The sequence below is a fragment of the Streptomyces sp. Y20 genome, assembly GCF_043195475.1.
Taxonomy (GTDB): domain Bacteria; phylum Actinomycetota; class Actinomycetes; order Streptomycetales; family Streptomycetaceae; genus Streptomyces.
This window is the reverse complement of sequence record NZ_JBIDDP010000016.1, coordinates 185,014-208,473: the sequence shown is the minus strand read 5'-3', so window position 1 is coordinate 208,473 and position 23,460 is coordinate 185,014. Positions and strand designations below refer to the sequence as shown.

The following is a 23,460-nucleotide window of genomic DNA, read 5'->3' as shown; positions in this document are numbered from 1 at the left end:
ACTGCCCCTCTCGCCAGCGTCTCCAGACCTCATCCTGTTGAGCTGGCGAAAACCCGTAGTCACGCACCTGTGCCTCCACGATCACATGATCATCCGTGGGTGGTGCGTTGATCACTTGAGGGTGCCATCGTTTGCGAACACCATTCAGCCGGGCGAGGAGGCCGGAGACCGGCGGAACACGGTGGGGCGCGAAAGTTCGTGGGCGCCGGTCAAGTCCCCAGTGCGGCAGACCCGGCGGGCGGCACGCTGGTCGACATGGCGACACCGGCTGACGGCCTCGCGACGCTGGGGGACCGACCTGACCGGCAGTCAGCGCCGAAAGCCGACCACCCCAGCGTGCTGAACGGCAGCGATCGGCCGGGGATGAGTTCTGCTCTCCGTTTCGGCTTCGGCTGTGTCTCCGCTGACCCTCTACGTACATGCCCGGCCGGGCCGCCCCGGGACGCGGGGCCCCTGAGTGCCCTCGCTCAGCCAGCGTTGAACGCCTCGGCGACGGTCAGCGTGTCCTCGTACAGGTGCATGCGAACGATCCGGCTGCCCTCGACCGCCAGGTGCATGGCCACCGGTGTGGTGAACTCCTTGCCATTGGCCGCGACGGTGTGCGTGAAGACCGCCAGCAGCACCACGTCACCACCGTCGACGATGACGCGCTCCAGCACGACCTTGCTCCTGCCGTGCGCGAAGTGCGGCCACATCGTGGTGAAGTACGGCGCGACCTCCTCCCGGCGGGTACGGCGCCCGGTCCAGGGCAGCGCGTCACTGCCGGGGACGTGCCAGTCGATCTCCTCGGCGAACAGTTCCTGGATGCCGTCGGGGTCCTGCCTGCCGAGGCGCTCCAGGAACTTCTCGGCCACGGTCCGCGAGGTCTGAGTATCTGTTGCCATCGTCCTTGTCCTTTGTCTCTTCGTCTGCTTGAGGTGTCGGTCGGGCCTCAGCCCTGGAACAGGAAGTACTGGCCGCTCAGCGGCCCGCCGAGCCGCATGCGCGCCCCGCCTTCACGCAGCGCGCCAAGGTCGACCGGCGCGAACCCGAATGCGGCTCTTCATGACTCACTCCCTGCTGTGTCGTTGTGTCGAAACCGTTGCCCTGGCGACGGTCGCAAGTACGCGGCTCAGACGCCCTGGAGCGTCGGATGCGTCCCGCGTCGCCGATTTGGCGCCTAGAGCTGTGTGGCGCCGCCGTCGACGAGCAGTTCCGCGCCGGTGGTGAAACTGCTTTGGTCGCCGGCCAGGTAGAGGGCGGTGGCGGCGACCTCGTCGGGGTGGCCTGCGCGGCCGAGCGGGGTCGGTGGGGCGGGCTCGGCCGCGGTGGGCCGATCGCCGTGCGGGAAGGCGGCGAGAAGCTCGTCCAGGCCCGGGGTCTCGACGGGGCCGGGGGTGAGGGTGTTGACGCGGATTCCGCGGCCGACCAGTTCCGCGGCCCAGGTGCGGGCGAGGCTGCGGATCGCGGCCTTGGTCGCGGCGTAGATGCCCAGGCCCGGGGCGGCCCGCAGGGCCGAGCTGGAGGAGAGCAGCATCACCGAGGCGCCGGCCGTCAGCAGCGGCAGCGCCTTTTGGACGGTGAAGACCGTGCCCTTGATATTGATCGAGGTAGTGCGGTCGTACTCCTCCTCGGTGATCGCGCCGAGCGGGCCGTAGTCCCCGACCCCGGCGTTGGCCACCACAATGTCCAGGCGGCCGCTGCGGTTCGCGATCTCGGCGAAGAGCCGGTCGAGGTCGCCGAGGTCCGAGGCATCGCCCTGGATGGCGATGCCTCGGGCGCCGACCTGCGCGACGGCGGCGTCCAGCGCGGCCTTGCGGCGCCCGGTCAGGTAGACGGTGGCGCCCTCGGCGGCGAAACGGCGGGCGATCGCCAGGCCGATGCCGCTGGAGGCGCCGGTGACGAGGGCGGTCTTGTCGTCCAGTTGTCCCATGAGACTCTGCAATTCCTTAATGTAACTATTTTAGTTACATCGATGTGTGCGGAATGCAATCCCCCTCGATCAGGGGAAATCGACGGTTCGAGGTCAGGCGGCGTTCAAGACGTCCCGCAGCACGTCCTCCAGCGTGGTCTTGGCCAGCTCCCTGCGCAGGGCGGCCTCCACATCGTCGTACACGGCGGTCATTGCCGGCCCGATGCCGTGGCCCACGACGCACTCGGGGTCCGGTGTCGCGCGATGCAGGGCGAAGACCGGTCCCGGTTCGATCGCCTGGTAAACGTCGAGCAGGGTGATCGCCGTCAGGTCCCGCGCGAGCATCCAGCCCGCCCCCGCCCCCCGCCGTGAATCGGCCAGGCCTGCCTTGCGCAGCTCGCCCAGCAGGCGGCGGATCACCACCGGGTTGGTGTTGACGCTCGTCGCGATCTGCTCGGAGGTGGCGACCTCGTGGCCACGCCGCTGATACAGCCCGATCCATGTCAGGGCGTGCGCCGCGATGGTCAGTCTGCTGTTGGCACTCACGTCGGACTCCACCTCCCTCGCCCCTCGGTTCTAGTCGTAACGATAGTTGTTACAACTGTATGAGGCAAGTCCTGCGGGGCTGGCTAGACCGGCCTCGTCAAGGAGCACGCCACCCGCGACACACAATCGCCGACTTCTTCTCCGTAAGCCGGGCCACCGTCAATCGAGTCCTGGAACGCACCCAGGGCCACCACCCGAACAGAAGCCGAACGGCGGTAGGGCCCCGCCAACCTACGGGCGGGTCAGGTGTCCCCTGTCTGAGTTAGTAGGACTCCAGGGCCGACTTCTCCTGATCATGCCGCCTGGCCGTAGCCGTCCGGGGCGGGCGAGCACGTCAACACCGAAGGCCAGCACACCAGTGCCCGCCTCCCGAAAGGGAGGCGGGCACCTTGTGAAATCCCCGGACCCGCGTGCCGGTCTCCCAGCACGCTGCTCGCCCCAAGGGTGGCACCGCCGAGGACGGCCCCGCTACCGCTTTGCCGTCATGGGCTGCCCAACGTCGTCGGCCGCGCGGCGCGGGCCGGGCATGGTGGCGAACAGCGGGAGTTCCAGCCGGGAGTCCATGTCGAGGCGGAAGGTGCCATACGGGTTGATGTTCGACCAGAACAAGGCGGTCAGCCCGCGCCGGTCCTCGTCGGTGAGCTTCTTCGCCCAGGCCGGTTCGGCGAGGACCTGCTGAAGCAGCAAGGTGTTGACGTGCACAAGCGCGGACTGGAGCAGATGCAGGGCGAGCATCGACGTCTCGGCATGCTCCTTGTCCGGGCCGGTCAGGGCGCCGTCCTTGCCGTAGTGCAGCACGGTGTTCGCCGAGTTCCAGTTCTCCACGACCTGGAGCCCGCCGTGGATCTCCCGGCGCAGGCCGGGGCTGGCCAGATAGTCGCAGGCGAAGATCGTACGGACCGCACGCCCGAGCTCTTCGAGCGCGGCGTAGGTGGGGTGCTTCGGTCCGCCGCGGGTGAAGCGCGCAGCACCTGCTCCGCCTCCGCAGTCCCCAGCCGCAGCGCGGTGGCGTACTTGACCATCTGGTCGTACTGCTGGGCGATCAGGTCCCACTTGATGGCCCGGGTCGTCAGCGAGCCGCCGAGCGCTGGCCAGCCGGGCGGGGTGTCGTCCGGCCGGTACAGGCGGATGCTCCCGATGTTCTTCAGCCGGGGCAGCAGGCGGAAGTTGAGCAGCTCGGTGAAGGCGAACCCGACCACGGAGGCGCCGTGCGTGTCGACGTAGTTCGACTCGATCTCGGCGTCCGTGCAGTGCCGCAAAAGTCCCTCGATCATCGCCGCGACCTCGGACGATGAACAGGACTTCATCTGGGAGTAGATGCAGACGTTCTTCTTCTCGACATGCCAGTACACCATTACGCCGTTGCCGCCGTAGCGGGCGTGGTACTCGGTCATGAAGTTGCTGGACCAGGACCCGAACTTCTTCGAGTCCGACGCACACGCGGTGCCGCGCCCCCACCAGTCGGTATCCCGGGCGGCGAAGGTGGAGTTCACCAGCTTCCGCACGGCCGCCCGCAGGTTGTCGACGGTGACGAAGTGCCGACGCACGTGCCGCAGCGCCGCCTCGCTCTCGCCGTGCTCGCCGGTCGCCACGATGGCACGGATCCCCATGTTCGTGCCCAGCGCGAACAAGGCGCGCAACAGGCGGCGCTGGAGGACGGCCCGGTCGATGCGCTCGTACGCGGCGACCGAGGCGAACTCGTCGGTGAAGCCGGTGAGGAAGTCGGCGTTCTTCAGCACGTCCAGCAGATCGAGCACGCCCCAGCGGCGTACGACCTCCTCCTTCAGCGCCGTCAGGCCGGTGGGCTCGTCCAGCTTCTCCAGCTTCGGAACCTTGATCCACGGCTCCCCGTGCCGGGTGGTGACCTTCACCCCGCCCGCCGAGCCGTCCGCGAGCGCCCCGGACAGCCGGTCGAGGGCCTCGGTCATCCGCCGCTTCAGGTCGGTGATGAACGCCGCGGGGTCCGTGGGCTGGCGGATCGCCGCGTAGTGCACGGTGCGGGTGGCCTCGAAGTCGCCGGGCAGGTCGTCCTCCGGGTCGCCCCACCGCCTCCCGCCCTCGATGTAGATCTCGCGGCGGCGGATCGCGTCCCGCAGCGCCACCAGGACGCACAGCTCGTACGGGATCCGCTCGACCTTGCCCTTGTCGTCCACGACAGCCTCGCGCCAATCCTTGCGCACAACGCCGTCCATCGGCACCACGTCGCCGGCGTCGTAGAAGCGCGTCTTGCCGTCGACGCCGGCGTACTTCTCCAGCAGCGCGAACGCGTCCATCACCGGCCGGTAGGCGGTGTTGTTGCACCTGAAGTCCAGCGTCCGCAACAGCGGCGGCAGCATCTGCCGGTAGTAGTTGCTGTACGAGGAGCGCAGCGTGGTGCGGACCTTGGCCTCGAAGACCTTCTGGTTCGCCTTCGCCTCGGCGACCAGGTCGCGCAGCGTCTTCTCCCCGACCACCGGATACAGGGCCGTGCGCACGATCTCGTCCGGCTTACCGATCGCCGCGTCCGCGAGCTTGAAGAGGATGCCCTCCTTGCCGCGGACCTTCTTCAGCTCGGCGGTGAGCTGCCTCTCCACCCGCCGCTCGGCACGGGCGTTGATCTTCTGCACCAGGGCGATCAGCAGGTCCCCCAGGGCATCGGTGATCTCCGCCTGCCGGGACGAACACAGCGCCGCGAGCAGGGTGATCCGTACGTCCTCGGCGGTGTCCCGGAAGTCCGAGGGGTACATCTTGATCGCCCGCGCCCGCCACGCGGCCAGCAGCTTCTCCGAGCAGTCCGCGAACAGCCCCTCGGGCAAACCGAGTCTGCGCACGTCGTTCAGCTTGGTGATCTCCGTCAGCAGCGAGTCCAGGCCGACCGCGCCCGGGTCGCGCTTGAGCGTGGCCAGCAGGGCGGCGCCGTCCTCGTTGCCGTCGGCCACCAGCGCCAGCAGCCGGGCCACCCCGACGTCGCCCAGGCGCTCGATGGTCCGTGCGCAGAACGTCTTCTCCGCCCGGGTCTGGGCCGCGGTGACAATGCGGTGCGCCCGGGCGGCTCGATCGTCCTGGCCCGGCACTCCACCAGCAGGGCCTCGCGCAGCCGGTCCTCCACCAGCTCGACCGGGCACACCTCCACGGCCAGCCACGCGATCAGCTTCTCCTCGTCGGCCCGGGTGGCGGGCCGGAACTTCAGCGCCTCGCGGATCTGCTTGCGGTGGTTTTTCGCCGACCGGCTGGTCAGGTCGTACTTCGCGAACTCGGCCGCCGGCACCTTCACCAGCCCGGCGACGTACTCCGTCGCGGCCTGCGGAACCTCCTCCAGCAGATCCGGGAACCGGCCCTCCAGCTCGAAGAACTTCAGCAGCAGACTGAAGCCCAGCCGCGTCGCCCCGGTCTTGTTCGCCACCAGGTCCCAGTCGCCGTCCACCAGCGTCCAGCTCGCCAACAGCTCTTCGGGCGACCACTCTTGCCGCACACCCGCCCCTTCCCTCGCCTGCCCCGGGCTTCATCCGGACGGCCCAACGAGGCCCCCAAGAGCGAGGAAACGGGTCATCTGACTATCCGAACGCTACCCGCCGGTTACTTTGCCCCTGGGGACAGAGCTGGGAGTCCGGGGCCGGCACTGCCGCAGCAAATGCGTACACCTCGCCCCGGCGGCCGGATTGCCCCGCCGCAGGTCGCGGTGATCACGGTAGGGGGCCTGCCGCAGTAAATCCGGTATTTACTGCGGAACCATCCTGCCGGACCACCGGCGAGCGGAAGTCCGATCAGCCGACCTCAAGGTGGAACGATTGCCGCCGATCTCGGCTGCGCCGACGGCCCTCGCACTGACCGTAGACCCGAGCATTACGCAGTCCTGCACGCCACCTGGCCGGAGCTACACGAGAACAGACCCGGTTCGACGACGTCCAGGGCAGCATCACGCCCAGCGCGTTCCCGGCTCCTGTACTCACACGGGTACGGGAGGCGATTCCTCACGAGTGGCGTACGCGCGGATGAACGCATGGACTCCGTCGACCATGGTCTGGCGGACCTTTTCCGGGTCGGCGGTGGCGGGTACCGGTTGACGTTCGTAGGCCAGCAGGACGGTCAGAGCGCTGAAGTGGTCGGCGGCCAGGCGTGGGTTGTCCGTGTCCAGGAGCCCGACGTCGACGAAATGGGCGATGCGCTCCGTCAGGTCCTGCGACGCCGCGTCCGTCGCGACATCGTCCTTGGTCGTCGGCGTCTGTAGGCGCTGTTGGGCGACGAGGGCGAAGGCGGCGGCGTAGTCGGCGGAGCCGACGATCGACGTGCCGAGGTCGATCGCCAACGCCGTGAGTGCCTGCTCCAGTTGCGGCACCGTCGTGATCTGCGTGTCTGCGGGAAGATGTTCGTCGAGCGCCCGGCGGGTCGTGGCCAGCATCGACTCGGACGCGGCGGAGAGGATGGCCAGGAACAGCCGCCGTTTGTCGCCGAAGTAGTCGTACACGGTGCGCTTCGACACCTCGGCCCGGGCCGCGATGGCATCCATGCTGACGCGGTCCACTCCTTGGCGCACGAATAGGTCCCGTGCGGCGGCGAGAATCGCCGTCCGTTTCTCCAGGGCCCCCTCGCGCACCGTCTTCTCCGTACCAACAGCGCTCATCCGTACCTCCGAAAGGCCACTCTACACCGTGCAGTTTACTACTACACTGCACGGTGTAGTGTGCTCGTTATGACTTCAACAGTTACGGCCGCACGGGCCGCGACGCCCGTGCCCGATCGCCGGCTGAACCTGATCAGCCTCGTCCTGGCCCTCGGAGTGTTCATCACGCTCCTGGACACGACGATCGTCAACATCGCTCTCGACCATCTGCGCACGGTGTTCGACGCCTCGGTCGCCCAGACGCAATGGGTTGCGACGGGCTACCTGCTGGCCTTCGTGTCGGTGATCCCGGTGAGCGGGTGGCTCTCCGAACGGTTCGGGGCGCGCAACGCCTGGATGCTCGCCGTGGGCGTCTTCCTCGTCGGCTCGCTCCTCTGCGGCCTCGCGGGATCCCTGCCCGAACTCATCACCTTCCGGGTGCTCCAGGGAATCGGCGGCGGCATGGTGATGCCGATCACGCTCTCCATCGTCACGCGGGCAGCCGGCCCGGACCGCATCCACAAGGCCACAGCCGCGGTCGCGCTTCCCGGCCTGCTCGGCCCCATCCTCGGATCCGTGCTCGGCGGCGCCATCGTGCAGTCGCTGAGCTGGCACTGGATGTTCCTCGTGAACGTGCCGGTCTGCCTCGCCGCGCTCGTACTCGGCCGGTCCCTGCTGCCCGCCACCGCCGGAGCGCGCGGCCACCGACTCGATGTTTCCGGCCTTCTCCTGCTCACACCCGGCGTCGTCGCGGTCGCCTACGGCATCGATGAGGTATCCGGAAAGGACGGCTTCGCGGCTGCTGGTGCCTGGCTCCCTCTCGTCATCGGTGCCGTACTGCTCACGGCCTTCACCCTCCACTCGCTGCGCGCCCGTCGTCCTGCCCTCATCGACGTGCGCATGTTCGCGCGGCGCAGCTTCGGCCTGAGCAGCGTCATCACCTTCGCGGGCGGATTCTCGACCTACGCCCTGTCGTTCCTGCTTCCCCTCTTCTACCAGCAGGTCCGCGGCGAGACGGTGCTGCATACGGGCCTGCTGCTCATCACGCAGGGACTCGGCACGATGTTCTTCGTCGTGGCCCTGCGTGACCTTGCGGCACGGCTCGACAGCCGCTTCGTCATCGCCGACGGCATGGCAATCACCATGATCGGGATCGTGCCGTTCGCTCTCGCGGACGCACACGGCGGAACCGCACTGCTGCTGACCGGGCAGTTCGCCCAAGGGCTCGGCTTCGCCGCCACCACGTTCCCGGTCATGACACTCGCCCTGGCCAACCTGAGTCACGACGAGACTCCCCGGGCCAGCGCGGCGTTCAGCGTCGTACAGCGCGTGGGTGCGCCCTTCGGCGTCGCGGTCATCGCCGTGATCCTGCAGAACCGGCTCGACGACGCAACCACCGCGGCAGACGGACTCGCAGCGTTCTCCGGAACGTTCTGGTGGATCTTCGGCCTCAGCGCCGTCCCGCTCGTCCTGGCCTTCCTCGTTCCGTCGCAGAGGCGCACCGGTGCCGCACCGGAGCCCGCTGAGCCCACAAGGCCCACGAAGCCGGCAGAGCCCACCGCCCCGGCCCAGTAGACGGAGGCGGCTGGCCCGAAACGCGCTGGCCGCGTCCCCCGCCAGTGCACGACCCACCGTCGGTCAGGTCCGCAGGCCCCACCCTGGAAGAGGAATCGTCCGTGCCCCAAGCGCCCGCCCTCATCGGCAGTCTCGTCGCGTCCGCTCTCGGGCGCCGAGCCCACGTGCTTCACCTTCGCGAGCCCGCCCCCGGCTTCCTCGAACTGGAAATGCACGCCGTGCCGCCGCCCGGCGGCTGGCACCCCGGTCACGAGATCCAGTTCCGCGTCGCCCCCACCCTGGGCCGCCGTTACACGGTGCGGACGGTGAACGGCGAGGATCCCGAGCACATCTGCATCCTCGCGGCCACCGACGCCGCTGGTCCTGGCACCGCGTGCATCCGCGGCCTGCGCGCCGGCAAACGGCTGACGGTGCTGGCCGGCCGGCACCGACCGCCACGTGAGAGCGGAACCCGCCGCCTCTACCTCGGCGACGGCTGCGCCCTCGGCGCCCTCGATGCCTACGCCCAGAGCGGCGAAACACCGATCGTGGCCGTCGAGGTGCCGGCGGACGCCGTCGAAATCTTCGCCGGCCGCTGGCCCCGCTACCACTTCCTGCCCGCAGCTCAAACGCCAGGGGAAGCACTGCAGTCCTGGCTCGAACGAGGCATCGGCAAGGGCGAGTTGAAGGATCTCGACGGTGCTCTGCTGCTGGGCCACGCCCAGTCCATCCAGCGCCAGCGGCGTGTGCTCATCGACAGCCAGGTCCTGGAGCGCCGCGCCATCACCACAAGGCCGTACTGGGCCGACGGCAGGGAGGGGCTGTAGTGCGAGCGGACACCGAGAACTTTCCAGCACCTCACGGAATGTCCCTAGCCCGGTACGTGCGGAGCAACACTCCACGAGGCCCGCCCGCCAGCGGCGTAGCGGAGATCGACTGCGCACCTTCGGGGCGCCGCTCCGCACAGTGGCCCACCACGCCCCGAGAAAAGAAACCCCACATTCGATATCTGGCTGCCCGGCACATCAACGCGGCGCGGCCAGGAAGGATCGACCATGACCGAGACACACAACCACAACCGCAACCGCTCCGTTCTCGTCTCCGGCGCCAGTATCGCCGGCCCCGCGATCGCCTACTGGCTCCACCGCTACGGCTTCGACGTCACCATCGTGGAGAAGGCGGGCACTGTGCGCGGCGGCGGCTACCCCATCGACATCCGCGGCACCGCGGTCGAGGCGGTGCGGCGCATGGGCCTCCTGCCCCAGTTGCAGAAGGTCCACGTCAACACTCAGCGCATCACCTTCCTGAAGGCCGGAGGCGGCACCGTCGCCGCGCTGCGCCCCGAAAGCATGGCCATCGGCGCCGACGGCGACCTCGAAGTACGACGCGGCGACCTGACCGAGATTCTCTACGACGCCGTCCGTGACTCCGTCGAATTCATGTTCAACGACTCCATTGCCGCCCTCGACGACCGCCCCGACGGCATCGAGGTGACCTTCCGCAGTGGTGCCCGCCGCACGTTCGACGTCGTCATCGGGGCCGACGGACTCCACTCCAACACCCGTCGGCTGATCCTCGGCCCCGAGGAGCGCTTCCACCACTACCTCGGTGCCTGCTTCGCGGGCTTCACCCTGCCCAACCACCTCGGGCTCTCCTCCGAGGGACTGCTGTGGAACACCCCTGGCCGGTCCGCCGCCCTCTACGCCGTCGGCTCCCGCCAGGACGTGTTCGGGCTGCTCACCTTCAGGCGCTCCGACCCCCCCTTCGACGCCTTCCGCAACCCCGACGCTCAGCGCGAACTGCTCGCCTCCACCTTCCCGGACGACAGCTGGGAGATTCCGCGGGTGGTCGCCGAGATGCGCACCGCCGAGGACCTGTTCTTCGATATCGTCAGCCAGATTCGGATGCCACGCTGGTCCGTAAACCGGGTCGCGCTGGTCGGCGATGCCGCCTATGCGCCGTCCTTCCTCACGGGGCAGGGCACCAGCCTCGCCCTTGTCGGCGCCTACGTGCTGGCCGGTGAACTGGCCGCGGATGCCGACCACGCCAAGGCGTTCGACGCCTATGAGGAAGTGATGAGGCCGTTTGTGACCCTTAACCAGGCGCTTGCCAACGAGGGCGACACGGAGCTCTTCCCCGCCACCGAGCAGGCCCTCCAGCAGCGCAACGCCGCCCTGCGCGCTCTTTCCGCCCTCCCCACCGAACGGCCGCACGCCGAGTACAGCGCTCTCGCCCTTCCCTCCTACGGCTGACGGCTTCCGGTTCACCTTCTTCACCTCCCGGGGCCGGGCGAGGCTTTCGGCGATGAGTTCCTGCCCAGGCCGGCGGGCGGGGCGGCGCCCGCCTCCGCCCGCCGGCGATGCGGTCGGGGCCGCGCACCCGGCCCAGGCCACTCGGCTGTGGCCTCGTCCGGTTCATTCAGTGTCCACAGTGGATCGCGCGGCCCGGTCAGCCGGGGCCCTGGGCCCCGGTAGGGAAGCCGCGGCGAGGTTGAGACGGGCGCCCATGTCGAGGTTCACCTCACCGTAGGGCCGGACGTGGGACCAGAAGAGCGGGGTCAGGCCGCGCCGGTCGGCGGACGTCAGCAGGTCCGCCCACTCCGGTTCGACGAGGATGTCCTGGAGCATCAGGGTGTTCACGTAGACCAGGGCCGATTGCAGAATCCGCAGGCACAGCACGAACATCTCCTGCTCGTCGCGCCGGTTCGAGGAGATCTCCCCGCCCTTGCCGTAGGCGATCACGGAGTTCGCGCCGTTGGAGGACTCCATCACGTTCAGGCCCTCCTCGATCTCCCGCTGGAGGTCCCGAAGCCGCAGGTAGCGGGCCACGAAAATGGTCTTCTGGGCGCGGCCGACCTCCAGCATCGCCGCGTAGGTGGGGTGGGAGGCGTTGCGGGTGAAGCGGCGCAGGATCGCCTCCGTGGACGCGGTCCGAGTCCGGATCGCGGTCGCGTACTTGATCATCTGGTCGTACTGCTGGGCGATGAGTTCCCAGCGGATCGGACGGGTCAGCGCCGGGGGCAGCTGCGGGTAGGCGTCCGGCTCGCCGGCCACCGGCCGGTACAGCTTCACCTTGTTGATCCGCTTGATCCTGGGCAGCAGGTCGAAGTTCAGTAGCCGCGTGACGCCGAACCCGATTTCCGACTGGCCGTGTGAGTCCGTGTAGTTGGCCTCGACGTCCATGGTGGTGCCGTGCCGCATCGCGCCCTCGATCATCGCGGCGACCTCGGAAGCGGTGCAGTTGATCAGCTGGGAGTGGATGGCCAGCGACTTCTTCTCCACATGCCAGTAGATGAGCACCCCACGGCCGCCGTAGCGCGAGTGCCACTCGGTGAACAGGTTCTGGTCGTAGGCGCGCACATGGGTGGAGTCGGAGGCGACCGCCGTTGATCCCTGGCCCCACAGCTCGGCGCTGCGGGCGGCGAAGGTGGCGTTCGCGATCTGGACGGCGATGGCGCGGGCGGCCTCCGCCGACAGATACCGGCGCCGCACGTACCGCAGCTCGTCCTCGGTGTGCCCGTGGCCGCCGGACGCCACGGCCTTGATTCCGGTGTTCGTCCCGTACGCGTAGATGACCAGCAGCAGGCGTTCGGCCAGCACCTCCGCCGAGAGGCTGCCGCCGCCGGAGACGGAGGTGACCGCGTCCAGGCAGCCCGTACGCAACACGGCTTCCTTGAGCATGTCGACGAGCGGCACGATGCCCCAGCGCCTGTGTACCTCGCCCTTGATCCTGCGCAGGTTGCGCGGCTCGGGCTGGGCCTCGGCCGCCGTGAGCCGGATCGCCCCGGACTTCGGCTCGGCGATGTCCAGCCAGGACAGCTTCGGCATTCCGTCGTTGAGCAGGGTCAGTTCGGCCGTCATCTGCTCGCGCAGCTCGTCGACGAACACTGCGGCGTCCAGCGGCTTGCGCAGCTCCCGGTAGTTCTCCGCCCGCCTCGCCTCGAAGTCGCGGGGCAGGTCCTCGTCCGGGTTGCGCCACTTGTCGGCGCCGACCACCCAGATCTCCTTGCACTTGAGCTGATCGCGCAGGGCCTGGAAGGCGGCAACCTCGTAGACCATGCGCACCACCCGGCGCCGGCCGCGCTTGTCGGTGCGGTGCACGACCTCCGCCCAGTCCCCACCCATCGCCTTGTGCACCGGCATCGTCTCGCCCAGCGGGTAGTACGTCGTGTTCCCCGCGTTTGCGTAGCGCGCCACCAGCGCCAAGGCCTCGATCACGGGCCGATGGGCATGGTTGGAGGAGCGGAACTCCAGCACGTCCAGCAGCTTGATCAGCCCGCGCCGGTAATGGTTGGTGTACGACGCCTTCAGCGTGGTCTGCACCGTGCGCCGGTAGACCGGCCCGCGGGTCTTGAACTCGTGCACCAGCTCCCGCAGCGTCGCCTCACCTCCGGACACCGCCGGGAACACGACCTGGCGGACTGTCCCCTCCGGGGTGCCGAGCGACGCCTCGGCGAGTCTGAAGAGGATGTTCTCCTTGCCCGATACCTTCTTGAACGCGTTGATGAGCTGCTCGGTGACCTTCTTCTCCGCCCGCGCCCCGATCCGGTGCACCGTGGAGATCAGCAGCTCCACCAGCGTGTCGGTGATCTCCCGCTCCCGCTCGTGCAGCAGCGCGGCCAGCAAGGTCACCCGCAGCGCCACCGGGTGCGTCCGCAGGTGGGAAGGCGACTCCACCGCGGCCCGCGCCCGCCAGCCGGCCACGACCTGCGCGACATCGAAGAAGAGATCCGGCGGCAGGCCGATCGCCCGCACCGCCAGGAGCTTGTCGATCTCGGTGAGCATCGTCTCCAGGCTCACGTTGCCCGGCGCTTCCTTGACCTTCCCCAGGACCGGCGGGGCGTCCTCGCCCTCCGTGCCGGCATTGCCAGGCTCCGCGTCGTCGTCCTGGTCGGCGCCACCGGCCACCAGAGCCACGATCCGCTCCACGCTCTCCTCGGTCAGCTGCGAGAAGATCAGGGCCGTCAGCGACTCCTCGGCCGCCCGCAGAGCGGCCCCCACGATCCGGTCGCACCGGCCCGGCGTGGGCGGCTCGATGCTCTCGGTGCGACAACGCGCCAGCAGTTCCACCTGGACCTGCTCGGGCCTGCGTTCCTTGTGCGCGACATGCTCGGCCAGATAAGCCGTCAGCTTCTCCGCATCCGCGACGCTGCACTCGCGAAAACCGAGGTGCTCCCGGATCTGCGCGCGGTGGTACTCGACCGTGCGGCCCGTCCAGTCGTAGGACTCCAGCTCCGAGGCGGGAACCTGTACCTGGCGGGCGACGAACTCCACGGCCTCACCTGGCAGCTCTGCCCGGTTCCGGGGAAACCGGCCGTACTGCGTATAGAACTTCAGCAGCACGGCGAAGCCCAGTCGCGTCGCACCACGCTTGCCGGACACAAGCGTCTGCTCGTCCTTGAACAGCGTCCAGTGCTCGACCAGCTCATCCAGGTCCAACGGAATACGGGCCACCATCGAAATCGTCCTCGCAGAGCTTCACTCACCGCAGCCGTACGGGCCCGGACTCACCCACACGGGTGACGCCCTCGGAAGATCATCACCGTTTGCGGCTGGTGACAGTGTTCTTACCGGCACCCCAACCTGGAGGACTCGGCCGGGGGCGTCCTGAAGGACCCGCGTGCGCACGCCGAGTGGCTGGCCGAGGTGTGCGCCGCGGCCGGCGACGAGCTGTTCGTCAACGCTCGCGTCGACACCTTCGTCCGCGGGGTCACCGGCCCCGGACGGGCCATCGAACGGGCGGCGTTGCACGTCGCCGCGGGCGCCGACTGCGTGTATCCGATCGGCGCCCCGGTGGACGTCCTGCCGCTGCTGCGGTTCGGCATCCAGGGCCCGATCAACGTGTTCGGCCGGCCACGGAGGGGCCCGTCCCCTCCGGACTCGGCGAACGGGGCGCCGCCCGCGTCGCGTTCGGGCCGGGGCTGCGGCGGCTTGCGACGGCGGCCCTGAAGGAGATCGCCACCGACCTGGCGCCCCGCGGGACCGGGAGCTGACCCGGGCGGTTCAGCGGGGCTCCGGCCGGACGGCCGACCAGGCCCGCACCAGGTCGCGTACGGTCGCGCGCAGCCAGGCGTGGGCCGGGTCGGCCTCGTGGCGGGGGTGCCAGGCCAGGCCCAGGCGCAACGGGGGCAGGGGCAGCGGGATCTCGAAGGGGACCAGGCCGAGGGTGTCGGCCAGCGGCAGGCCCCAGGAGTGGACCAGGCCCACGAGGTCGGTCTCCCGGATGACGAACAGCGAGGCCGGGAGGGTGCCGACGGTGCCGGTCACCCGGCGGCGCAGCCCCAGCTCGGCGAGCGCGGCGTCGACGGGGCCGTGCAGCCGGCCGCGCCGGGAGACGATCAGGTGATCGGCCGCCGCGAACCGCTCGGCCGTCATCTCGCCCTGCAGCAGCGGATGTCCGGACCGCGCCATCCCGAGCATCCGGTCCTCGTGCAGGATCTCCACGTGCAGCTCGGGCGCGGTGGAGTCGACCACGCCGACCTCCAGATCGGCGGTGCCGTCGCGCAGGAACGGCGCGTCCACGTGGCTCTCGCTCAGGAAGCGCAGCCGGATGCCGGGCGCCTCCTCGGCCGCGCGGGCGAAGAGCACCGCCCCGTGCGCGGCGGGCACGGCGTCGTGGCACAGGACCGTGAACGTCCGGCTGACGGTGCGCAGATCGGCGTCCGCGGCCGGCGCGAACAGCGCCCGCGCCCGCTCCACGACCGCGCTCACCTCGGCGCGCACCGCGAGGGCGCGGGGGGTCGGCACCATGCGCCGCCCGGCCCGCACCAGCACCGGATCGCCGAGCGCGCGGCGGATCCGGCCGAGCGTGCGGCTCATGGCCGGCTCGGACAGGTGCAGCCGGCGGGCGGCGCCCTGCACGCTCTGCTCCTCCAGCAGCACGTCCAGGGCGAGCAGCAGGTTGAGGTCGATCCCGGTGGATTGCGTCATGTGCATGTATCTCCTGCAAAGGTTGCACTGGAGTGCAGACCAGTGCTGCGCCTACGGTGACAGGGCATCCCACCCCTCGTCCAGCTCCCGGGAGGAGCCGTGCCCGCGCACGCCCTGAAACGCTCGACCCTGCTCACCCTGTGCGCCTGCGTGCTCGTCGCGCAGAGCATGGTGGCCGCCATCAACCTCCTCATCCCGCAACTGGGTTCGTCGTCCTTGCACCCCTCGCACACCGAGGTCCTGTGGACCGTCGACGCCTACGTCATCGTCTTCGCCGGCCTGCTCGTCCCGGCGGGCGCGCTCGGCGACCGGTACGGCCGCAAGGGCGCCCTGCTCGCCGGGCTGGCCCTGTTCGCCGCGGGCGCCGCGACCAGCGCGCTCGCCCCCGCCCCGGCCCTGCTGATCGCGGGCCGGGGCCTGTCCGGCGCGGGGGCGGCCCTGATCACCCCGGCGACGATGTCGATCCTGGTCCGGCTGGCCGGCCCCGAGCGCCGTGCGCAGGCGATGGCGTCCTGGACGCTGGCCCTGGGCGTGGGCGGCCTCGCGGGCAACCTGGGTGGCGGCCTGGTCGGCCAGTTCCTGTCCTGGCGGGCCCTGTTCTGGGCGATGGTGCCGCTGGCGGCCGTGCTCGCCCTCGCCGTAGCGGTGACGACCCCGCGCACCGCCCGCTCCGCGCAGGGCAGCCCGGACCCGGTCGGCACCCTGCTGCTGACGGCCGGCCTGGTCGCCGTGCTGTTCGGCATCATCGAGGGCCCGGGCCACGGCTGGACCTCGGCGCGCATCCTGACGGCGTTCACCGCGGGCGCCCTGCTGCTGGCGGCCTTCACGCTGCACGCCCTGCGCTCGCCCGCCCCCCTCTTCGACCCGCGGGTGTTCCGCTCCCGCGGCCTGCGCACGGCGACGCTGGGTCTCGCCACGGGATTCTTCGGCCTGTTCGCGCTGTTCTTCGTCAACTCCCAGTATCTGCAGGAGGTGAAGGGCTTCCCGCCGGCCGTGACGGGCCTGGCGATCGTGCCGCTGATCGTCGGCATGGCCCTGGTGCCCCGGTTCGCGGCCCGCTGGGCGGCGCACCCACGTCCGGTGGTCGGCACGGGTCTCGCTCTGATCGGCCTGGGCCTGCTGGCGGCCTCCACGGCCGACGCGCACACGCCGTACCCGCTGTACGCATGCTGGCTGCTGGTCCTGTCGGCCGGCACGGGTCTGGCCATGCCGGCGCTGACGCTGGGCGTGGTGGTGTCCCTGCCGGACCACCAGACCGGGCTCGGCTCCGGCCTCGGCACCTCGGCCCGGGAGGTCGGCGCCGCCCTCGGGGTCGCCGTCGCCGGCACCGCGCTCGCGGGCCACGCCGACTTCGCGTCCGGGATGGGCCCGGCGCTGCGTGCGGTGGGCACGGTGGTGCTGGTGGCGACGGCGGCGGTGGTGGCCGGCTACCGCGGCACGGGCCGCGTGGCCCCGGTGGCGTCCGGCACGGCTCCCGCGAAGGAGCCGGTGGCCTGAAACGCGACGAGTCCCGCCCCGCGCGATGCGGGACGGGACTCGTTCGTCGGAGCGCCGGGCAGGCCTTGCACCTGCATCTCCCCGCAGGAAGCGGGGCGTCTTTCCTTGGACCACCAACGCACAGTCGGCTTCCGGGAGTTCCGGCGGCCAGTGTGTGATCAACTATAGCGCGTCCCCGGGCTGACGATCACACACCGGCCGGGTACGGGCTGTCGGCCGTACCCGGTGATCCCCGGCGGGCCGACGTGGCTCAGATGAGGTCGAGGGAGAGGACCGCCTCGCGCTCCTTGACGGAGGCGTCGATCCGGGCGCGGGAGAACTCGTTGATCTCCAGGCCCTGGACGATCTCGTCAACGGCGAGCGGAAGTACCTGTGGCGGGCCGTCGACCAGAAGGGCAACGTGCTCGACATCCTGGTCCGGAACCGGCGGGACACCGCTGTCGCCAAGCGCTTCTTCCGTTAACTGCTCAAGAGGACTCGCTCGGTGCCGCAGGTGGTGGTCACCGACTAGCTCCGTTCCTACGGCGCGGCCCACGGCGAGGCCATGCCTTCCGTCGAGCACCGCTCGCACAAGGACCTGAACACCCGGGCGGAGAAGAGTCATCAGCCCACCCGGCAGTGTGAACGCGCGATGAAAGGCTTCCGCAGCGTGGGCGGGCACAGCGATTCCTGTCCGGGTTCAGCGGCATCTCACCCCACTTCCGACCCCGCCGCCACCTGATGGCCGCCGCCCACCACCGCGCCGAAATGACCATTCCCTTTGCAATCCGGCATCAGGCCGCCGGCGCCGCCGGCCAACCCGCCGGAGCCGGAGCACGGAGCCAGAACCCGTCACACCATTCCCCGACGCGCCGTCAGGTGCGATGTTCCGGGTTCGTGTCAGTGGAGTGGTCGGCAGTGGCTGGCGGCTGCTTCTTGTCGTCTTTTCGCTGGTCATGGAGGGGCGGGCGGCTGTGTGCTACCGACATGGTTGAGGCACGGACAAGACGTCTCACTGTCACGGCGCGGTATGTCCCATGGTGGGTCACTGACACGAGGCCGAGATATCGCAGCCGCCCTGTCCCACCTGGCCATCCACGCCGTCGCGACCCGCTGGCGCTACCCCCAGCCGGACCGGTTCTCCCGCGCCTTCCGGACGGCGCTGGTGATGTCGTCGAGCGAGTACCGGGTGGCCATGCAGACGGCTCCGGCGCCGGGTGAGGCGGCGGGTGCCGGATGAGTGCCGCATCGGTGCTCCATGAGCGCCACGTTCAGAGCTGGGGCCGGGCGGCACCGAACCGGGTGTCCTCGCCCAGCGCGGTCTCCTGGGCGAACGCGGCGTACGAACTCGGGTTGACCAGGGCGTCTGCGGTCGGGATGGTGCTGTAGCGGGGCATGGTGACGCCGTTGATCACGGCCGGGCCCTGCTGCACTCCGGCGACCACCTCGCCCGACCACTCCGGTACGTCGACGCCGGCGTCGAAGCGGAAGTGGCTCGCCTCGTGGATCAGCGCCGCCGCCCGGCCGTTCGGCCCGTGGAAGGTCGAGAACTCGTTCCCGATCTCGGTCAGTGTGCCCGGCGTGGTCGTTGCCGCGAACCCCAGGTCCGCCGTCCACTTGAACTGGTCCGGAAGTGCGGTGAGCCGTTCGCGGATTTGCCCGAGCCGATCGCGGACCGTGTTGACCACGGTCGTGTCCGGGGACCTGGTCATGAAGTGATGCGCGAACGCCGTCAGGGTGGCGGGATCGAGCGGTGTCGCGGCGGCCGCCGTTTCGGCCCCGCCGATCCAGCCCAGCGCGAGCTCGATGGCGGGTCCGGCGTCGAGCAGCGGAAAGAGGCCGTTCCACTGCCCGACGACGTCAGCCGGATCGGTGACGGTGTTGTCGACGACCTCGCCGTTGAAGTCGTAACGGCAGTAGACCGGCGCATTCACGACCAAGCCACCGCTCGAGGTCCGTCGGCCGTCCCGGTTCACCATGGTGGTGACGGTCCGGAACAAGTACGCCTTGGCGCCGAAGGCCCGCAGGCCGGTGATCTCGCCGTCCAGGTCGTGGGTGAAGTCGCCGCTGGTGTGCCAGTTCGGGCCGATCGGCTTCGGGTAGCCGGCCGAGGCGGCGTTGGCCGGCCAGTCAAAGCGCATGTAGTCCGGGCCGCGGAAGAAGTAGGCGAAGCCGCTCTTCGCGCCACCGCCGGGGAAGACGGCGTCGAGCGTGGTCCAGTCGGACGGCAGGAACCAGTTGTCCGCCGTCGAGGCGGGGTCGCCGTCCGGCTGCAGCCCGGCCAGCTTGATCCGCTGGTAGTTGCCGCCCTGGAAGACGTACTCGAAGTCACTGAAGGCCTGTTGGCCGAGCAGCGCGCCGTCCAGATCACGGTCGAACGGCGCGGGGAAGAGCGGCTGGGTCGGCGCACCCGCGGTGACCACGTGGTCCGCCGCCCAGTCATAACCCACCGACCAGCCGCCGGCGAAGACGACGCTCAGGCTCGGGTCGGTGTCCGGCGTGGGCAGCGCGCCGGCGATGCGAACGGTGGAGGACATAGCGATCCGCCTGGGGGAGAGGGCAGGGTGGGGGCCGGGACGTCGTCCAGGGTCAGGTGCGGCACGGCGGCTCCCTTTCCACGCTAGACCCCTGGGTGCGGGCCCGCACCCGATCGCCGTCGGCCGCGCTCACCGGCAACTCGACGGGGCATCAACGTGGTTGGAGAGGCCGCAGGCGGGCCCGGACGCCGTCGGGCGTGCGCCGGTACCGGGACCCCACGGGCACCAACGGAGCCGATGCCACCTCGCGAGAAGGTCCCACCGCGGTCGCGGGGCACCTCTTCGGGCTCTTCACGGTCGTCCGGGAGCCGGCACCTGCCCTACGGTCTCAACGGCGCCTGTCGCCCCCCCCCCATCCTGGCGGCCGACGAGGTCCCGGGCGAGACCTCGCCGCTGATCGGGGACGCGTACCCGGCCGCCCTCGCCGATGCGGCGACGGAGCTGTCCGGCCTGGTCGTCGAGGAGGGGTGACGGCGGTCAGGGCCGGGTGTCGTCGCGTCGACGGCTGTCGCTCCCCAGTGGCGGGCGTCCGCCACCGGAGTGAGCATGGAAGAGAGCGTGGAAGAGAGGTGAAGGTGCCTTCGTCGCACCTCACCGCACGCACGACTTCTTCTTCACCTTCACGTGAGCCCGGGTGAGGCGTTCCTCATGTCATTCCGTACCCGCCGTCCTGTGTCCCTCAGGCTGGGGGAGGAGCTGCGCAACCATCCCGGTGAGGAGGGAGAACACCACGACGACCACGGCGGCGACCGCGGCGACGGCGGAGGGTTCGGGGGTGGCTTCGGGGGCGGCAGGTTCGGTGGGGATGGTGGCGGCCCGGGCGGCGGGTTCGGTCCGCCGCACGGCCCGCACCCTGGCCCCCCGCACGGTCCTGGTCCGCACCCTGGTCCTGGTCCGCATCCCGGCCCCGGTCCTGGTCCCCACCCTGGGGGTGGGCCCCCGGAACCCCCGCCGCCGCACGAGGTGGACGTCGCGGAGGGGCCGTTCCGGGTGGTGCGGCCGACGGACATGCTTGTCGTCGACATCGCACTGATGGGCCTGCACTTCGACGGCACCCGCCACCGTCTCGTGCGAGCCCCCGACGCACTGAACGCCTTCATCCTCGTCGGTCTGCCGCCGCAGCATGTGGTGGAAGAGGTCCCCGACGATCTGAGCAAGGTCACTGCTCCCATGCAGGCAGTCACCGCCGGCTCCACCCGGCTGGCCTTCTCGGTGCCGGCCGACATCAAGGAGCTGGAGCTGTCGCTGGACGGGTTGCTCGACTGGGAGCGCCTGGTGCCGCTCAGGGTGCCCGATGGCCAACAAATCCCGGACACGCCGGGGACGACGGTCTTCCAGGGCATCCCCAGAAGCGTCATCGAGTTCCCCACCCGGCTGTTGATCAGCTACGACGAGCCCGTGGACTGGTTGGGCGGACCGCGACCCCAACAAGTCGACGGCCGCACCGCGTTGTGGCATGTCCGGCTGCACCCTGCATCGGACGGCGCCGGGCTCGGTGCGTCTGACGGCAGCGTGAAGTTGCGGGCCTTCGCGATGGTCACGAACGGCGGGACGCTGCCACCCGGTGCTCCGTACGTAGCGCCTGTCCTGCAGGACCTCGTGACCCTCACCAGTCGCATCCCGTTGCCAGGAATAGGTGGGCCGCTCGAAGTCCACAGTGATCCCCTGCGCGCGGAGCAGTTCCTCATCACCCCCATGGGCACCTCGGCCCATCTGCACGGTGCCTGGACTCCGTTGTCGGATCCTGCCCTCGCCCGCTACGAGGAGGTCGATCGGCGTGCCCCGGCTCTGGTGGCCTACGACCACATCACAGGGCTGGGGCGCGACCAGTACGTCCGCATCGTCCGACACGGCCACTTGTCCACGGGCCATGAGGCCCTGCACATGCAGGAGTACAAGCGACTCTTCATCGCGCGTCCGGACGACGGAATCGTCGCCTACCTACAGCGTGAGGACCACATCATCGTCAAGCAGCCGGAGATGACGTACGGAGCAGCCAACGGCTTCCAGCACGAGGGACGCGAGATGCCGTTCCAGGTGCTGCGCATCACCGACCGCGTCACTCCGCTGATCATTCCGCCCAAGCCTGCTCCTGACCCCCCACTGCCCCCCGAACAGGACGAGCCGGAGCTCGCGGCCTTCTGGGTGCGTCTCAAAGAATCCGGAAAGGACCATGAATTCACCCTGATCGGTACGGATTCAGAGGCCCGCAAGGTGAGCTTCACCATGCCGATGGTGTTCGTTCCCGACGGACTGAGGGATGAACAGCAGCAGTTGAAGGACCTTTACGATCCGGAGAAGGAAAACACACGGGCCGAGCCCGACAAGATGGAGCGGCGCCAGAAGCGGGAGCTGCATGGCCAGGTGATGGCGATGGCGCAGCCCCCACACCGTGCTCCCGGCAGCACCAGTCACGCGGTCGGCTCCCTGACCTTCCGGCTCGGGCCGAACGGCGCGCCGGTAGTGGGCCAACCCTGTGTTGCGGCCGCTGAGGTCCGCGTCCCCGCCGTGGAGCAGTTCACCCCGAACGCCGGCGACCTCAAGGTCGAGTTCAACGACACGTATCTGCGGCAGAGCATGGACGGGCATCCGGCGGGGGCGTACCTGGATCTGACGGACTCGCTCAAGCTCGTCTTCGGCGCGGAGCAGGCGGGCGGACTCTCCAGCCCCAATGCCGTGGTGAAGACGATCACCAGCCAGGCGGGCGTCATCCCCGATGTCTTCAAGCCCCCCGCCACCGGAGCGGTGATTGATGCGAAGGACATCAAAAAAGCTTTCGGCGGGGCACAGCTGCTCGGCATCGACCTCAGTAGTTACCTGAAGGGCCTTGTCAAGGACCAACTCGGCGCACTGCGGCAGCTGAGCGACGAGCAGATCGAGAACATACTCACGGATCCGAACGGTCTGCTGCCCGCGCCCGTGCTGCGTGTGCGCGACTTGGCCGACGGACAGGGCAAGGAACTGCGGTACGTGTGGAAGCCGCCGTTGGCCCCGCCCCCGGCCGCCCTGATCGACGTGTCCAAGGCGTCGCTGATCCTGGACGCCCGGACCGTCCGTTCGATGGACGCCGTCGACAAGTCAACGGTGCAGGGCAGCCTGAGCCACTTCGCGCTGGACTTCCTGGGCATGGCCCGAGTGGAGTTCGAGGGGCTGAACTTCAAGACCGGCCCGGGTCAGAAGCCCGACGTGACGGCCTCCGGTGTGGAGCTGAAATTCCGGGGTGCCATGGAGTTCGTCAACACCCTCCGCAGCGCCCTGCCCGCTGATGTCTTCGGCGCCGGCGCGTTCATCGACGTCCAGCCCACCGGCATTCGTGCCGGATACACACTCGCCCTTCCCACCCTCTCCCTCGGCGTCTTCAACCTGGCCAATCTCTCCCTGTCGGCCGAGCTCGCAATCCCCTTCGATGGCAAGCCGGTCTCTTTCCGCTTCTCGGTCTGCGAGCAGAAGCATCCCTTCAACCTCACGGTCTCCCTGTTCGGCGGAGGCGGCTACTTCTCCTTGCTGGTCGACGCCAGTGGCGTGCAGGAGGTCGAGGGCGCCATCGAGTTCGGCGGCGCCGCGGCGCTGGACCTCGGGGTCGCGAGCGGCGGGGTCTCCATCATGGCGGGCATCCGCTTCATGCTCGCCAAGGTCGACGGCAAGGACGACGTCAAACTGACCGGCTACCTGCGGTGCAACGGCTTCCTGACGGTGCTGGGCATCGTCACAGTGTCCGTCGAATTCTATCTGGAGCTCACGTACGAGAAGAAGGGCAAGCAGTCGACGGTCCGTGGCAGGGGCACCCTCACGGTCAGCGTACGGATCGCCTTCTTCAGCAAGTCCGTTTCGCTCGAACTGGAGCGGACCTTCGCCGGCGCGCCGGTCGACCCGACCTTCGCGCAGTGCTTCTCGAAGGAGCATGACTGGCCGAAGTACTGCGCGGCGTTCGCCGCGTGAGCGAGCCGC

General features: G+C 69.5%; 14 protein-coding genes and 5 pseudogenes. 8 read left to right on the top strand and 11 right to left on the bottom strand.

The genetic code is table 11. The features are described from left to right. Nucleotides 1-467: 467 nt before the first annotated feature. The 6 genes and pseudogenes from ACGFT1_RS31490 to ACGFT1_RS31465 all read right to left on the bottom strand — a co-directional run bounded on the left by ACGFT1_RS31490 (nucleotide 468) and on the right by ACGFT1_RS31465 (nucleotide 7,037). Entirely contained in the window at nucleotides 468-884 is a 417-nt protein-coding gene (locus ACGFT1_RS31490; RefSeq protein WP_373912377.1) for a nuclear transport factor 2 family protein, read from the bottom strand. 275 nt (nucleotides 885-1,159) lie between these two features. Beyond that, nucleotides 1,160-1,912, bottom strand: coding sequence for an SDR family NAD(P)-dependent oxidoreductase (locus ACGFT1_RS31485; protein ID WP_373912376.1), 753 nt, complete (start codon nucleotides 1,910-1,912; stop codon nucleotides 1,160-1,162). A gap of 93 nt (nucleotides 1,913-2,005) precedes the next feature. After that, nucleotides 2,006-2,437 (bottom strand): Rrf2 family transcriptional regulator, encoded by a 432-nt coding sequence (locus tag ACGFT1_RS31480; RefSeq protein WP_373912375.1) that lies wholly within the window; start codon nucleotides 2,435-2,437, stop codon nucleotides 2,006-2,008. Between the two features lie 468 nt (nucleotides 2,438-2,905). Further along, nucleotides 2,906-5,490, bottom strand: a pseudogene (locus ACGFT1_RS31475) (Tn3 family transposase). 17 nt (nucleotides 5,491-5,507) lie between these two features. Then, nucleotides 5,508-5,840, bottom strand: a pseudogene (locus tag ACGFT1_RS31470) (DUF4158 domain-containing protein); the annotation flags it as partial. Between the two features lie 522 nt (nucleotides 5,841-6,362). Then, nucleotides 6,363-7,037, bottom strand: coding sequence for a TetR/AcrR family transcriptional regulator (locus ACGFT1_RS31465; protein ID WP_373912374.1), 675 nt, complete (start codon nucleotides 7,035-7,037; stop codon nucleotides 6,363-6,365). Nucleotides 7,038-7,106: 69 nt separating this feature from the next. Here ACGFT1_RS31465 and ACGFT1_RS31460 point away from each other — a divergent pair, with 69 nt between their 5' ends. From ACGFT1_RS31460 to ACGFT1_RS31450, 3 genes are all read left to right on the top strand, one after another. Next, nucleotides 7,107-8,591: an MDR family MFS transporter gene (locus ACGFT1_RS31460; protein WP_373912373.1), complete on the top strand. Its 1,485-nt coding sequence runs from the start codon at nucleotides 7,107-7,109 to the stop codon at nucleotides 8,589-8,591. 101 nt (nucleotides 8,592-8,692) lie between these two features. Next, nucleotides 8,693-9,397 (top strand): hypothetical protein, encoded by a 705-nt coding sequence (locus ACGFT1_RS31455; RefSeq protein ID WP_373912372.1) that lies wholly within the window; start codon nucleotides 8,693-8,695, stop codon nucleotides 9,395-9,397. A gap of 228 nt (nucleotides 9,398-9,625) precedes the next feature. Then, nucleotides 9,626-10,822 (top strand): FAD-dependent monooxygenase, encoded by a 1,197-nt coding sequence (locus ACGFT1_RS31450; protein ID WP_373912371.1) that lies wholly within the window; start codon nucleotides 9,626-9,628, stop codon nucleotides 10,820-10,822. Between the two features lie 162 nt (nucleotides 10,823-10,984). On the opposite strand, the gene ACGFT1_RS31445 is transcribed toward ACGFT1_RS31450, so the two are convergent. Next, nucleotides 10,985-14,026, bottom strand: coding sequence for a Tn3 family transposase (locus ACGFT1_RS31445; RefSeq protein WP_373912370.1), 3,042 nt, complete (start codon nucleotides 14,024-14,026; stop codon nucleotides 10,985-10,987). A gap of 123 nt (nucleotides 14,027-14,149) precedes the next feature. On the opposite strand from ACGFT1_RS31445, the pseudogene ACGFT1_RS31440 reads away from it, so the two are divergent. Next, nucleotides 14,150-14,562 (top strand): annotated as a pseudogene (locus tag ACGFT1_RS31440) (isocitrate lyase/phosphoenolpyruvate mutase family protein); the annotation flags it as partial. A 10-nt stretch (nucleotides 14,563-14,572) separates the two neighbouring features. Here the strand turns inward: ACGFT1_RS31440 and ACGFT1_RS31435 are convergent. Further along, nucleotides 14,573-15,505 (bottom strand): LysR family transcriptional regulator, encoded by a 933-nt coding sequence (locus ACGFT1_RS31435; RefSeq protein ID WP_373912369.1) that lies wholly within the window; start codon nucleotides 15,503-15,505, stop codon nucleotides 14,573-14,575. Between the two features lie 93 nt (nucleotides 15,506-15,598). On the opposite strand from ACGFT1_RS31435, the gene ACGFT1_RS31430 reads away from it, so the two are divergent. Further along, a complete protein-coding gene (locus tag ACGFT1_RS31430) occupies nucleotides 15,599-16,996 on the top strand; it encodes an MFS transporter (RefSeq protein WP_373912368.1) in 1,398 nt (465 codons plus the stop codon). A 250-nt stretch (nucleotides 16,997-17,246) separates the two neighbouring features. Here ACGFT1_RS31430 and ACGFT1_RS31425 read toward each other — a convergent pair. Further along, nucleotides 17,247-17,351: pseudogene (locus ACGFT1_RS31425) on the bottom strand (malate dehydrogenase); the annotation flags it as partial. Here ACGFT1_RS31425 and ACGFT1_RS31420 point away from each other — a divergent pair. After that, nucleotides 17,346-17,806, top strand: a pseudogene (locus ACGFT1_RS31420) (transposase); the annotation flags it as partial. The pseudogenes ACGFT1_RS31425 and ACGFT1_RS31420 overlap by 6 nt on opposite strands. A 199-nt stretch (nucleotides 17,807-18,005) precedes the next feature. Further along, entirely contained in the window at nucleotides 18,006-18,215 is a 210-nt protein-coding gene (locus ACGFT1_RS31415) for a hypothetical protein (protein ID WP_373912367.1), read from the top strand. Nucleotides 18,216-18,246: 31 nt separating this feature from the next. On the opposite strand, the gene ACGFT1_RS31410 is transcribed toward ACGFT1_RS31415, so the two are convergent. Then, nucleotides 18,247-19,512 (bottom strand): hemopexin repeat-containing protein, encoded by a 1,266-nt coding sequence (locus tag ACGFT1_RS31410; protein WP_373912366.1) that lies wholly within the window; start codon nucleotides 19,510-19,512, stop codon nucleotides 18,247-18,249. A 651-nt stretch (nucleotides 19,513-20,163) separates the two neighbouring features. Continuing rightward, nucleotides 20,164-20,355, bottom strand: coding sequence for a hypothetical protein (locus ACGFT1_RS31405; RefSeq protein ID WP_373912365.1), 192 nt, complete (start codon nucleotides 20,353-20,355; stop codon nucleotides 20,164-20,166). A gap of 165 nt (nucleotides 20,356-20,520) precedes the next feature. Here ACGFT1_RS31405 and ACGFT1_RS31400 point away from each other — a divergent pair, with 165 nt between their 5' ends. Further along, complete coding sequence (locus ACGFT1_RS31400) at nucleotides 20,521-23,451, top strand: hypothetical protein (protein WP_373912364.1); 2,931 nt, start codon at nucleotides 20,521-20,523, stop codon at nucleotides 23,449-23,451. Nucleotides 23,452-23,460 lie beyond the last annotated feature (9 nt).